General features: G+C 37.0%; 10 protein-coding genes. 7 read left to right on the forward strand and 3 right to left on the reverse strand.

Features of this window, described 5'->3' with window-relative positions:
* The first annotated feature begins 7 nt into the window (after positions 1–7).
* From FEE95_RS09150 to FEE95_RS09165, 4 genes are all read left to right on the forward strand, one after another.
* Complete coding sequence (locus tag FEE95_RS09150; protein ID WP_138657643.1) at positions 8–1,264, forward strand: glycosyltransferase; 1,257 nt, start codon at positions 8–10, stop codon at positions 1,262–1,264.
* A gap of 126 nt (positions 1,265–1,390) precedes the next feature.
* The gene (locus FEE95_RS09155) at positions 1,391–1,693 is read left to right on the forward strand and encodes an STAS domain-containing protein (protein WP_138657644.1); all 303 of its coding nucleotides are present in this window, start codon (positions 1,391–1,393) and stop codon (positions 1,691–1,693) included.
* A gap of 37 nt (positions 1,694–1,730) precedes the next feature.
* Positions 1,731–2,918: an oligosaccharide flippase family protein gene (locus FEE95_RS09160; RefSeq protein ID WP_138657645.1), complete on the forward strand. Its 1,188-nt coding sequence runs from the start codon at positions 1,731–1,733 to the stop codon at positions 2,916–2,918.
* A 252-nt stretch (positions 2,919–3,170) separates the two neighbouring features.
* Positions 3,171–4,400, forward strand: a complete 1,230-nt coding sequence (locus FEE95_RS09165; protein WP_138657646.1) for a glycosyltransferase — start codon at positions 3,171–3,173, stop codon at positions 4,398–4,400.
* Positions 4,401–4,555: 155 nt separating this feature from the next.
* On the opposite strand, the gene FEE95_RS09170 is transcribed toward FEE95_RS09165, so the two are convergent.
* Genes FEE95_RS09170 through FEE95_RS09180 form a run of 3 tightly spaced genes read right to left on the reverse strand, consistent with a single transcriptional unit; the run spans position 4,556 to position 10,410 of the window.
* Positions 4,556–6,094: a glycoside hydrolase family 2 TIM barrel-domain containing protein gene (locus FEE95_RS09170; RefSeq protein WP_138657647.1), complete on the reverse strand. Its 1,539-nt coding sequence runs from the start codon at positions 6,092–6,094 to the stop codon at positions 4,556–4,558.
* Positions 6,084–7,313 carry a hypothetical protein gene (locus FEE95_RS09175; protein ID WP_138657648.1) on the reverse strand — a complete coding sequence of 410 codons (1,230 nt, stop codon included), beginning with the start codon at positions 7,311–7,313 and terminating at the stop codon, positions 6,084–6,086. The genes FEE95_RS09170 and FEE95_RS09175 overlap by 11 nt, the downstream gene beginning before the upstream one ends.
* Before the next feature lies 1 nt (position 7,314).
* On the reverse strand, positions 7,315–10,410 hold the full coding sequence (locus FEE95_RS09180) for a hypothetical protein (protein WP_138657649.1): 3,096 nt from the start codon (positions 10,408–10,410) through the stop codon (positions 7,315–7,317).
* Between the two features lie 209 nt (positions 10,411–10,619).
* On the opposite strand from FEE95_RS09180, the gene FEE95_RS09185 reads away from it, so the two are divergent.
* The 3 genes from FEE95_RS09185 (at position 10,620) to FEE95_RS09195 (ending at position 14,394) form a co-directional block, all read left to right on the forward strand.
* Positions 10,620–11,759 carry a response regulator gene (locus FEE95_RS09185; protein WP_138657650.1) on the forward strand — a complete coding sequence of 380 codons (1,140 nt, stop codon included), beginning with the start codon at positions 10,620–10,622 and terminating at the stop codon, positions 11,757–11,759.
* A 196-nt stretch (positions 11,760–11,955) separates the two neighbouring features.
* Complete coding sequence (locus FEE95_RS09190) at positions 11,956–13,677, forward strand: GMC family oxidoreductase (protein ID WP_138657651.1); 1,722 nt, start codon at positions 11,956–11,958, stop codon at positions 13,675–13,677.
* A gap of 3 nt (positions 13,678–13,680) precedes the next feature.
* Complete coding sequence (locus FEE95_RS09195) at positions 13,681–14,394, forward strand: gluconate 2-dehydrogenase subunit 3 family protein (protein ID WP_138657652.1); 714 nt, start codon at positions 13,681–13,683, stop codon at positions 14,392–14,394.
* Positions 14,395–14,412 lie beyond the last annotated feature (18 nt).

Genomic DNA, 14,412 nt, shown 5'->3' on the forward strand with positions numbered 1-14,412 from the left:
GGTTAATATGAAATTAGCTATTGTAACGGCGTACCCGCCCAGTAAGGTAACCTTGACCGAATATGGATATTATTTGGTAAAACACTTTAGACTTCACAAAGAAATAACTGAATTATATATACTCTCGGATTATACCAACAAACCCAAAGATCTCGATTTTGAGGAGAATGGTTGCAGAATTATTGTAAAAGAATGTTGGTCATTCAACAGCTATACCAGTTTTTTCAAAGTAGCAAAAACAATTTCATCGATAAAACCAGATGCTGTACTTTTTAACCTCCAATTCTTAAAATTCGGGGACAAGAAAATTCCGGCTGCCTTAGGACTCATCCTGCCGGCCTATTGCCGATTTAGAAGGATTCCCACGATTTCATTGTTGCATAATATTTTGGAACAAGTAGATTTAGAAAATGCAGGTTTTACCAAAAATAAACTGCTTCAAACGGCCTATAACTTCATAGGTACAAGCTTAACTCGTTTTGTTTTAAGTTCTGATGTCTTGGCCGTTACCATAAGTAAGTACGTTGATATTTTAGAGGAAAAGTACAATGCTCGAAATATTGCACTCATTCCACATGGTTCTTTCGAAACACCACCTGAACCGACTTATGAGCTACCTGAGGGACCCAAACAAGTTATGGCTTTTGGTAAATTTGGCACCTACAAAAAAGTAGAGATTTTAATAGAGGCTGTTGAAATCATACGAAATCGTACCCAAGAAAATATTGAAATTGTAATCGCTGGTACTGATAGTCCAAATACGCCAGGATATCTAGAAGCTGTCAAAGAAAAGTACAAACATGTTCCTCAAATTCGATTTACAGGTTATGTTGCCGAAGAGGATGTGCCCCAAATATTTTCCGAAAGTGCTGTTAGTGTTTTTCCATATACATCTACCACTGGTAGTTCTGGAGTTCTGCACCAAGCCGGTAGTTATGGGAATGCCGTCGCTTTACCAGATTTAGGTGATTTGAGTATACTGGTAAAAGAAGAAGGATACATCGGAGAATTTTTTGAAGCCTCTAATGTTGAATCTTTAGCAAATGCAATACAAAAGATATTGACTGATGATCAATATCGCATATCGTTAGGAAAGGCTAATTACAAAGCCGCATGTTCTTTGCCAATGTCAGAAATCACCAAAAAATATATCGATTACTTCAGTGCTATTCAAATTTCTAAGTCTAATGGTTTTCGATTTGAAATCGAAAAAAAGAAAATGGAGGATGAGGTAATAATTGAAGAGGTATTGAATAATGAATAAAGAAAGAAAACCCCCATTGAACTACGGTAAGTCGTAATCCAACCCAAATTCAACTATTTTGAAAGGTAATCACTAGATATTTACCTTGTAAATGAAACAAAAACTTAACCTATAAAATCAATAGTTATGGCTTTACAAATAACAGAAACCAGAGGAATGTTTTCCGTTTTTGGAGAACTGAATAGTGCTAATGTCAACATCTTAGCTCGGCATATGCAAACGTATCTGAGCAACACAAACCCAGTAATATTGAATTTAGAAAGAGTAAAAAAATTAGATGTTACTGCGGCTCATATGCTCCGAGAAATGTATCACAGCGCCATGCGCGATAATAGTATTTTATCGATAGTCGGATTAAGTAATTCCAATATTTTAGGGGTACTTAATAAAACAAAGACCTCATTTATTTTTAGTGATGACCGCATTTAGGATTTTTCTAACAAAGATTTCCCCTGAGAAGTTGTTCATGGGTAGTGTACTTCTGGTAAACGGAGGTAACTACCTATACAACTTGTTATTAGGGAGGTTATTGGGGCCAGAAGTATTTGCGGAAGCAGCACTTTTAGTAACATTACTATTGGTATTGTCCTTTTTGGGAATGACCTTTCAATTGGCAACAGCAAAATTCGCTGTTCTCTTTTCAGGTACCGATTGGGATGCCTTTCAACAACTGATGTATAAGTATGCTTTGGGATTTGGAATGTTGGTCGGAATTTTACTTTTTTCCTTCGCTGGAACTCTAAAAGATGTGTTTCAGACAGAATCAGCCTTGTTATTTAAAACCTTTGCTGCTGCCGTTCCACTGTACTTTTTCATGTCGGTCAACCGTGGTAAATATCAAGGTCATCAAGACTTTACGAAACTATCAACTACGTATCAAACAGAAATGTGGAGCCGGTTGTTATTAACATTAGTGCTACTATGGTTTGTTCCTGTTTCGCCCTCTTTTTTAGTTGCCCTGGGTATTGCGTTGTCTTTTGTTTTTGGTTTGATTCCGTCTAAGTTCGATGGAAAAAAAATATTCAGGAAAATATCCCTTGAAGCTTCAAAGAAAAAACAGGTCGTACGATTTATGGTATTAACGGCTTGTTACGAATTTACTCAGATCATAATCAACAATAGTGATGTGTTGTTAGTGAAACATTATTTTGATGCCATGGACGCAGGATTATATGCCTCTTTAGCCCTAATTGGTAGAGTGGTCTATTTTGTAGCATGGATGTTCGTAATGTTGTTGCTGCCAACTGTAGTTGAAAAAAAGAAAAATGGAGAGGCAACTGCCCCTGTACTTTTTAAATATGTGAGTTATATTGCTGTATTGTCATTTACGATTGTTGTGGCTTGTGCAATATTTCCAGAACTAATTATAGAAATAATGTTTGGAAAAGCTTATTTAACGATGGCAACGCTATTATGGCAGTATGCACTTGCTACTTCCCTGTTTGCTGTGTCCAACATCTTTGCCTATTATTTTTTATCGTTGGATGAGTATACTCCGGTAATTGTATCTGGTCTTTTGGGTATATCGCAAATCGTATTAATAATGTTTTTCCATGCTAATTTGGCTATTGTAGTTCAAGTTCAAATCATTGCCATGGTAACTTTATTGATTGCTCAACTAATCTATTTCGCTCAGAAGAATATGAAAGCCTAACCCTATTTATGATATTTAGGAGTAGTAAAAACCCGGAAACTTTTTTGGTTCCCGGGTTTTCTGTTTTTTAAGGATGGCGATGTCGCAGATTCAATAAATATCTCAAAAAAAGGTATTTGATTAGTTGGTCTTAAGCTATCTCCCATTCGACTACAGTAATTCTTTATCCACCGTAAAATATCAATAAAATAGGGCTTTTTGGGGGATATTTGTATCAAATAGTCAACCTGACTTGAAATTAAAATTTAACCTATGAGACTAGCAATTGTAACCGCATTTCCACCAAGTAAAGTTACCCTCACCGAATACGGATACCATTTGGTAAAACACTTTAGGCTTCAAAAAGAAGTAACAGAAATCATTTTGATTACAGATAAAACGGAAGGCGAAAAAGATTTATCTTTTGAAGAAGATGGTTGTAAAATTACAGTTCAAGAATGTTGGAATTTCAATAATTACGCAAACATTTTTAAAATCAACAGGGTCATTTCCAAAACCAAACCAGATGCAATACTCTTCAATCTTCAATTTTTAAAATTTGGGGACAAAAAGATTCCTGCTGCATTGGGCTTAACGCTGCCTTTGATTTGCAAAATGAAAGGTATCCCCACTATTTCGCTTTTGCATAACATTATGGAACAAGTTGATTTGGATAATGCCGGAATAACCTCAAACAAATGGTTACAGCGTGCTTATAATTTAATAGGTAGCACATTGACAAAATTTGTGTTGACTTCTGATGTACTAGCAGTTACAATTAGTAAGTATAAAACCATTCTAGAAAAGAAATATAGGTCAAGAAACGTAGCGCTCATTCCTCATGGTGCTTTTGAAACCCCACCAGAACCGGATTATCGCTTGGGGGATGGGCCGAAACAAGTTATGGCTTTTGGAAAATTTGGAACCTATAAAAAAGTCGAAATATTGATAGAGGCAGTGGAATTGATTCGTGCAAGAACAAATGAGAATATCAAAATTGTCATAGCGGGAACAGATAGCCCGAATACTCCAGGGTATCTAGAATCCGTAAAAGAAAAATATCGCCATGTAGAGCAGTTGCAATTTACGGGTTATGTAGCAGAGGAAGATGTTCCCATAATTTTTGGCAAAAGTGCTGTTGTAGTTTTTCCATATACCTCTACGACAGGAAGTTCAGGAGTATTGCACCAAGCTGGAAGTTATGGAAAGGCAGTCGCTTTGCCCGATTTGGGGGACCTAAGTATTTTAGTAAAGGAAGAGGGGTATAAAGGTGAATTTTTCAACCCCGAATGTTCTGCTTCTCTAGCTGTTGCATTGCAAAATATTTTACAGCATGATTCGTATCGAATTCATTTAGGAATGACAAATTATAAAGCAGCATGTTCATTGCCGATGTCAGATATAACCAAAATGTACGTGGATTATTTCAAGGCCATTCATTTCTCTAAATCTACAGGTATGGAGTTGGATTTGACTGTCGAAGAATTAAAAGAAATAGTGTAGTAGTTTTTTTAGGTTAGGTTGAAGGGAGGCAGTTTGGTTAATTGTCTCCCTTTATTTATTGAACTAATGATTGATGAAATTTCTAGGGTATGTTCTTAATATTGAGCAGTTCAAAGTGTTTTTTTCGTCCTTTACTTTATTGTAGTACGGCCAATTTATGGACTTTGATTAAGCACATCAAATACTTTCTTTTTACTTCCTTTATAATCAAAACAACCAAAGTAATGTTGTTTTCTAGTACGCCAAGGTAGACTTCCAGCAACGGCATTTGGTACCTCTTCAAAATCATAAAGAGTCCAAAATAGAAAAGGCACATTATTTTCTGCCAACTGTTTCTGCATAGTTTTATAGTAGTCAACTTGCTCTTCTTCGCTACCTAGATATAAATTCCAAAAACCATCATATGAGGAGTAACCGTATTCCTGCAAAACTATTTGTTTGTTCTTAACCACTGATTTTAAGGTGTTGTGGGCCTCCAAAAAGTGCTCTGGTTCGCGATAATAGTGATACGAAACGAAGTCTACCTCTTCAGCTAAATGAATTGCCGCTTCAGGACTTGACCAACCTATGGTAACATGATGATTTGGGTCCCATTGCTTCATTTTGGTTGTCATTTCCTTGAGCCATGAAAGTACCCGGTTTTTCCCTCTACTATCAAAATCTAAATCTGGTTCATTTTTCACATCCCATCCCAATAAGGCAGGATGGTCTTTTAGACTGTTGACAATCGTTTCCGCATGTCTTTGGGTAAGAGTCCAATTGGTAATATCGTAATCACCGTAAAAATCAAAAAGAGTAACCATTGCCTTTAAATCATTATTCTCTGCTAAATCTAGTAGGCTTTTAAGACGCTTTAGTTTTTCTGACGGGACATCTGCCTTGCCAAAGTCATCGTACTGAACAAATACCCGAATTGTATTTAACCCCATTCCTTTTATGATTTCAAAATCTTTATTGATAATGGATTCATTGAATTTTTTCCCGAAAGTGTCCCATGGTGTATTCTTTGGATAATAATTAAGGCCTTTTACCTTTGTAATACTAGCTAAAACCGAATCAAGATTTCTCTCTTTATTTTGTATACCATTTTGTTCTATCTCAAGTTCCTGAAGATGTCGAATTCTCCAAAAGCCATCTTCGAGCAACATCATTATTTGATAATTGGTGGTGTCTTTTTTATGAAGTAATAGTGAATCTTTGTTATAAGTTTCTTGATATCGTTCAACATTTTTATCAGTGAAAACAACCAGTGTACCATCTTCGCTATAGAAGTCCAATTCAGGGTAATGACTCAAGGTAGTTTCCTTAAAAAAGATTTTGTTTTTGATATTTAGGTCTATATGTTCGAATATTCGAATTCGCGCACTATCCGTATAAAAATCAGATATTCCATATACATCGTTATCCTTTAAAGCAATATTACGAACGTGCCAGGCATTGAGATAATCTCTTTCAATTTCCTGCAAAGTTTGTTTTTCCATGGGTCTTCCAGGATTATCCAGATTCCCCCAAACAACTTTGGGAGCATACACTTTTTCCATGGGTTCTTCGAGATGCAAAATCGAAGCTTTGTCCGCACCAGTATTCAAATAAGATAGAACTGCACTTATTCCGGCAATTATTAAACCATTGATGGCAAGAAAAGAAGCCACCAAGAGTACACGATAGATATTTTTAGTTAATTTATTCTTCATCGAACGTCACTTCAAACTCTTTGATAATACCTGCTGCCTTACAAATAAAACGATATGAACCATCTGGATAAAATTCCTTCGGAAGCTCTATTTTTCCCAAACCTTTGATTGAACTTACTTTTTTGGTTTCTAAGTACTGACCAGTTTCAGAAAAAATTTCCAACTGAATCAAAATACCGTCAGGCACTAATTGATCCATAAAGCTCACCAAAGGCCCAACAGTAATTAGTCTATTGTTTTCTGAGAATTCATAAGGATAGTCGGTAATCGCTGTATCAAAATTAATGCTTAGCGAATTGCTTTTTGCAGCGCCGGTTATATAGGCATCTATCTGCCATTCCTCTTTTTCGGAAGGATGTAATATTGATGCTTTCGCGATTCCATTAATTGTAGGTGCCATAGACTTTAAAATGGCTCCTTTTGAATTTTTGATTATGAAATTTACCATTGTACCATCACCGACTATATTATTATACTTGTCTTGAATGATACCACTACGCAATACCATAATTTGATTGCCGTCGGCAAATGCGTGATTGCGATCCGTCTCAATTTCGAAGGCTTCCCCCAAAGTAGGAAAGACAATTGTTGTCAATTCTTTAGATGTAATGTTCTTGAAAGAAGTATTAACTAAAATCCTACCTGACTTCGTGGTAGAATAAATATTTTTCCATGAAATTAAGTCTTTTGAAGGAACTGTATATTCTGAAATTGAATTTAAAAATTGTGATTTGAAAATCACTTCTGTTCCTTCAGGATAGACATTGTCAAAAGGGTCCGTAGTGACATTTACGAGCATTGAATAGTCCTGAATTCCGGCTGTAATACTTCGTGGCCCAAAATAGGTTTCCAGTGTCGCCCGAGCACTTGTTTTCGGTTCTATTCTAAACGAATCTTTTAAAAGTTGTTCTCCATTTGCTACTAAAATCCAATGGCAAGGTCCGGTTTTTCGGCTAAAGTTTTTTGGAATCGCAAAATGTAATTTGTTTTTATCCTTTATCGGTGTCAACACCGAATTGCCAAAGGCGTTCGAGATGAGCAAATAAATCTCGTTAGTCGATTCAGTTTCAAATGACAAATCAATTTTATCTCCAGCCACATAAGTTTTTTGATGCTGAAGTAATTCTACACTTTGATTTTCAACTTCGTACGTATGTTTTTCATTGCTTGCGCAAGAAACAAAACAGAGAAAAACACTAAATAAGTATATCAGTCTCATATTAATTTGGATTTCCGATATAACTATTAATATCAAACTTTAAGAAAGAATATCCTTTGCCTGCATAGGGCTGAAGCTGGGCATGTCCGTGTGAATAATCACGTCTTGGAAATACTTTTTTGGTAATGGATTCGTTGGGTAGTCCGTTTACAAAACAGTTCTCAAGACTACTCTCGATAATACATAATTCGACTACAACAAGGGGTTGATAGTTGAAAAATTGTTTTCGTTGTACCCTTACACCTTCATCTAGGAATTGATGGTCGACCCATAGCAATTCATGTTTGTCATCATAATAGGATACCAACAGCTGTGGTATAGTAACTTCCTGTATTCCTCCATTATACAAGCTTCCATTAATTCCGTAATCTGAGAATTCGAGATTCTGAAGTGCAACACTTTTATATAAATCGGTATTTGCAACATTACCTGCGGACTGCAAATTAAATTTTACAGGTTGTTCATCTAATGCTATGGGTGTAAAATGGTCAGGGTCAAACGTTGGTGGCATGGTATCTTTAGTAGAAGACCATGCGATGCCCTCAAAGTTGATTTTAAATGGAGTGGTCTCCTTAGGCATTAGTTTATGCTTCATATGATATTTTGCGTTGTGGACCGCAAGTTCTTCATCAACATCATTATAAAGAGTGGCCTTTATAACCACATCTGCTGGTACATCATCAACATTTTGTAATTCACCAATTATACTATACTGTCCTTTGTACTTAACAAGTTTCGCGGCTAATATTTCCAGTACCGGTTGTTTAAGAACATCTTCATGATGAGTTTGTTGCGTAGTGATCTTTCGCCTACCATGATTGTAAAAAGTGGTCGAATTTGTTATAAATAATTGGTCGGGAGGAATATCGCTATCTTTTTTCTTTGGTTTTATATACCATTTTCCGGAGTCTTTGATTAACTCATGAAAATAGTCTTTCTTGATTTTTTCCAAAGGAGTTATCCAGGTTGTGCTCACCTTTGCTTTGGCACCCGCTTGGCTTATATCTATAATATCGATTCCAATAGAGTCTAACTTTGCATAAGAACTTAGGATGCCGTCGGTCACTGAAACTTCCAACATATATTGATCTATGGTAACTTCGGCCTCCGGGTCAAGATACGAGTGAGCTCGCTTGAATTCTTTGAAGTCCAACGCATCGTAATAAGACTGAACAACGTTTTTGGGCGAAAGTTGAGCTGTGTTTTTTATGTAAAATGCATAGAGACCGAAAACAAGACAGGCTAAAATTACAACTGCCCAAACATGACTTATAATAATTAGTCTTTTAGAAAAACTGTTATATGCTACCGATAGTTTCAAAAAGTTAGGTGCTTCGCCTTTTCGAGCTCTTAATTTTCGTAACCAAAGCATCATAATATTGATAACAAAGGCTAATATTACCGTGAGTATAGGTATTGTACCCCACATAATATTCAAGAAAAGGGGCGTTTTTTCCTTAGGGAGTATTTCTGGTAATGGAGGCACATTGAGTTTTTCCCAAACCATAATTCCATTTTCCAATTGCTGTAATCTTTGCCAGCCACAGAAATATAGAATGGGATCATAGAATTTATCGTTGGAAAAAATATATTTCAAATTATACTTTTCAGGCACAGTTAAAAATTGTTGTAATGAACCAATACCTTCTACTCCTCTGAATTTTGAATTTTCAATACGCTCGATTGCTCTTGTGGTAAGTTCTGGTAATCTGCGGGCAGAATGATAATTTCCATCAACAGTCATTGCATTTGTTTGGGCACTAAGCCAAGCCATTTGATCTCCAAAACCCAAGGGCAAATAGCGCCATGAGTCGTGCGAATCTTGACTAAGGAAATTAACGATGGGCAACATTTTGATTTTACTTGGTTGCGACGGCCTGAAATATCCTAGTGTCATTGTGAAACCTACCATTAGAAGCAGACCTCCGGCAAGTGAACCCCCTAAAATTCGGTGATAAACCCTGCCCAACATACCTTGAATTCTGTCTTTAAGATCACCTTCGGTCATACGAAAGGCAAATTCTCCAAATATAGGTAAGGCCATGATAGTTGCCCACAAGGTAAACCTATCTAGGGTTAGTATATTAAAGGCTGTTTCTCCTAATAATTTCAGAGGAATGGGGGTGGTTCCACCCGTTCCTAGTAAGGTGAGTGCTGAAAATGACAGACCAAAAAACATATAGCGCTTGCTATAAAATCGATACAGTATATAGGGCAGTATAAACAATAGAATTCCCCATGGAATGACAAAGAATACCAACCCGGAAGAAGTAACTTCCAAAAAGTTATCTCTTGAGCCATGTGGAATAGGCACTTGGGTTATCGGATTTCTTTTTGAATTATACCAGTAAGGTAATATGCAAGTGATAATTAACATCAACGAACAACCGCCAAAGACCACAATTCTCCAGAAGCAACTTTTAAATGCTTTGTAAAAAACTTTGAACGATACCCGTTTCATCGTTTCAACCTTTTCACGAGCTTCATCCATTACCGCCATTCCCAAAAGCGGGAAGATGAAAAAAACCATCCCGAAAATTGGTGTAACGTGGTGTGAAGTTACCGTAACAGCTATCAAAGAAAGTGATGACACCAAGTATCGGCGCTTACCTGTTTTGGTCCAGAGGTAAATTTCAGGCATGGCATGGAGCAAAATAGATAATGCACAAACACTAGGTAATTGCCCAAAAATGTGTAATGTTTCTATGAAAGTTGAAGAAAAAACAGCCAATAATGCGGTATATCCAGCAACTCTTCTATTGCCCGTGAGGAGTAGTGCAAATCGATAAATACCTGTAATAAAAAGAATAATACCTATTATGGCTACAGTAAACATGCCGAACTTTAAGCCTCCTATATAAGATAAAAGCCCTATGGTTTGATGAATTAAGGGAGGGTATGATTGCACAGTAAAGCCCGTATACCAGCTATAATCCCAGGGTTCGAACCAATCCGCGGCATAATGACTTGCAAAAAAAAGGTGTATTAAGGCGTCATAAGTATATTCTAGTGTAAAGAATATACTAGACCCATGAAAGGCAAGCCCTATTATTAGGGCCAAAATCAGCAGAGTATTGGTCTTTTTAAGCGCTTCCATTGTAGGAAATTATAACAAAATAAAGGTATTAATATTGTATGGATAGGCAGTTATCAACTAACGTCACAAAACTGCATTTTAACTATCGAAAATTACTACTCGACGCTACGGGACCAAAATGGACATAAAATCGATATACATTTGAATTGTAAATTCTTCAGAGAATGGAAGAATTAGCATTAAACCTAATAGAAATTAAAACTTAACCTATGAAAATTTTGACCATTGATGATCAACAATTGATTTTACTCTCCGTGGAGAAAAGATTAACCGAATTGGGCTATGAAGTTGAGACTGCGAACAGTGGCAAATCTGGCATTGCAGCCATTGATGCTTTTGACCCTGATATGGTAATAGTAGATATAAATATGCCTGACTTATCTGGAATCGAAGTAATTCAACATATTCGAATAGTTAGGAAACTGGAAATACCTATTCTAGTAATGTCTGGTAATACCAATGAAAAAACCATTTTAGAAAGTTATAATCTCGGAATTGATGATTATATGAAAAAACCGGTTAGTCTTGATGAAATGGTCGCTAGGATCAATAGAATTTTAGGTAATAATTTTATTCAACAGTATACCGAAACCAATGTAGATACAAAAATCATTGGTCAATTCGGTGTGGGTGTGGTCATACCCTGTTATAATGAGGAAAACCGTTTGTCAAGTGCTTTATTTCAAGACTTTATAGATAAAAATGTTGGGTATCATTTATGTTTTGTAAACGACGGGAGTACCGATAATACCCTTGAAGTTCTCAAGAAGCTTCGTAAAGGTAATGAAGATACCATATCCATTTTTGATTGTGAAAAAAATGGAGGAAAGGCCGAGGCAGTGCGTCAGGGCATCCAATATTTAATTGCGAACAAAGAATTCGAATACATTGGATATTTAGATGCTGACTTGTCAACCGACTTTAGAGATTTTGATGATTTGGTAAAAACTATCGGAAATTCAAACTTTAAAATCGTTAGCGGCTCGAGAATAGCTCGTATGGGAGCCAATATTGCCAAAGAGTCAGCGCGTAAAATTATAAGTAAATCCATCAACTTTATCATACAAGCCATCTTAGGGATGCCTTTTAAAGACACACAGTGTGGAGCAAAAGTTATGGATAAAGAGATTGCCTCTTTAATGTTTCAAAAAAAGTTCATTACCAAATGGCTTTTTGATGTTGAGATTTTTATGCGCATGCGAAAACACTACGGTAAGAATGATGTCAAAAAGCTCATTTGCGAACAACCTTTAAAGCGATGGGTTCATGTTGATGATTCAAAATTATCGATGAAAGATTCGGTTAAAATTGTGGGCCAATTGGGGCAGATAGCCTTGCATTATAAATAATGATTTACGTCAATATAAAAATCCAGTTCATTTTTGAACTGGATTTTTTTTTAATATGCTACTCCTTTTAGTAAAAACTAATTTTTATCTGCAGCGCGAATAACCAATCGCCGTTAGTAATTCTGATGTTGTTTGTATAATTTTTCCAGAATAATTTTAAAAAAATCTTAAATTAGGGCAACTAAACAAACAAACTATGCAAATAAAGGAATCATCGGAAGTTTATGATGTAATAATTGTAGGTTCAGGTGCTGGAGGTGGAATGGCAACCAAGCAACTTGCTGATGCCGGATTCAATGTCGCCGTTGTAGAAGCGGGGCCATTTTTTGACCCAGCTGACCCAGTAACCCAAACACAATTGAAATGGCCTTATGAGTCCCCTAGAAGAGGTGCGGGAACTGACCGAGCTTTTGGAGAATGGGATATGTCTTGGGGAGATTGGGAAGTTGAAGGTGAGCCTTATACGCAAGAAGAAGGATCAAATTTTATGTGGTGGCGTGCTAGAATGTTAGGCGGGCGAACCAATCACTGGGGTCGTATATCCTTACGTTTCGGACCAAAAGATTTTAAAGGGAAGACTCGAGATGGACTTGGTGAAGATTGGCCAATCGGGTACGATGATTTGAAACCGTACTATGATAAATTGGATAAATTAATTGGTGTTTTCGGAACTAATGAAGGACGTGAGAATGACCCTGATGGATTTTTTCTTCCTCCGCCGAAACCTAGACTTCATGAATTATTTTATATCAACGGAGCAAAGAAATCCAATATTCCAGTAATTCCGGGAAGGCTTTCGATGTTGACAAAAAAAATTAACAAAGATCGTGGTGTTTGCTTTTATTGTGGCCAATGTGGACGTTCATGTTCAGTTTATGCCGATTTCTCTGCAGGGAGCTGTTTGATATTCCCAGCACAGAAAAGTGGAGGAAAAGTCAAGATTTTTGTAAACTCCATGGTGCGCGAAGTGACGACAAATGAAGAAGGAAAAGCAACCGGGGTTTCCTATATCAGTAAAGATGATAGAAAGGAATACAAACTTCGTGGTAAGGTTGTCGTTTTAGCAGCATCTGCCTGCAGTTCAGCACGTATTCTTTTGAATTCGAAAAGTAAACAACACCCTAACGGCTTGGGAAATAGTAGCGATGTTGTTGGTAAATATTTACATGATTCTACCGGCGCAAGCGCTGCTGCAGTACTTCCTGGATTATTGAATAGAAAGACTTCTTATAATGAAGATGGAGTAGGGGGCATGCATGTATATTCACCTTGGTGGGGTGATAATTCCAAACTGAATTTCCCAAGAGGCTATCACATTGAAGTCTGGGGTGGTATGGGTCAGCCGAATTACGGTTTCGGATGGGATCCCAATGGAATGAACAAATACTTCGGACTAAAGGTTGGTGGATATGGTGATAGCTTACGTGATGATGTAAAAAAATACTATGGCTCGGTAATCGGATTTGGTGGACGAGGTGAAGCCATAGCATACAAAGAAAACTATTGTGAAATTGACCCGACAACGGTAGATCAATTTGGTATACCTGTTTTAAAATTCAATTATAATCATTCAGATCATGAGATTAACCAGGCAAAACATATGCAGGATACTTTTGAAGAATTGATTCATAATATGGGTGGTATTCCATTAAGTGAAAAGCCTGGTAAGGATAAAGACTACGGACTTTTAGCTCCTGGTCAGATTATTCATGAAGTGGGTACCACTAGAATGGGTGATGACCCAAAGACTTCTGTAACCAACAAATTTCAGCAGTTACATGATGTAGATAATGTTTTTATCGTGGATGCCGGTGTGTTCGTATCACAAGCAGATAAGAATTGCACATGGACAATTATGGCACTTTCTTGGAGAGCTTCAGATTATATTATCGAACAACTTAAAGCACAAAATATTTAAGCTATGGATAGAAGGAAAAGTTTACAGACTATGATTCTTGGGGGAGCTGCGGCCAGTACTGGTTTAGTATTCAACTCCTGTAAGACGGAAACTATTGATAAAGCGGTTGCCGAGAGCAGTGAAAAGTATTTTGGAAGAACTCCGAAGGAATTAGAGCGTATCGAAAAATTGAATGCTGAACAATTGTTCAACGAACATGAAATGGAGACCATCGCCGCACTTAGTGTGGTAATTCTTCCACCAAAAGAGCCCCATGGGGGACCTATTGAGGCTGGCGTTCCTGATCTTGTGGAATTTATGGGGAAAGACATTCCGACCATGGCACCCACCTTATTGGGTGGTTTGATGTGGTTAGATCATAAAAGTAACACGGAATTCGGAACGGAATTTAAATCAGCCACCTTAGAGCAGAAAAAGCAAATCTGTGATGAAATTTGCTGGCATGACACGGAAGTTCCCTTGGATAAGCAAGCGCTTGAAATCCAATTTTTCTATATGATGCGTGGTCTTACAGTAACGGGATACTATACTTCAAAAGTTGGAATTGCTGATTTAGGATATAAAGGCAACCAACCCAATGTTTGGGATGGCGTTCCTCAAGATGTCCTTGATCAACATGGTGTCGCCTATGACCCAGAATGGATCGCAAAATGTATAGACCAAAGTACGCGAGGAACTATTGCTACTTGGGATGAGAATGGAAATCTGTTGACCTAGTAAGAAATAAAATAACAC

It is taken from the genome of Maribacter algarum (ex Zhang et al. 2020) (genome assembly GCF_005885635.1).
GTDB lineage: Bacteria > Bacteroidota > Bacteroidia > Flavobacteriales > Flavobacteriaceae > Maribacter_C > Maribacter_C algarum.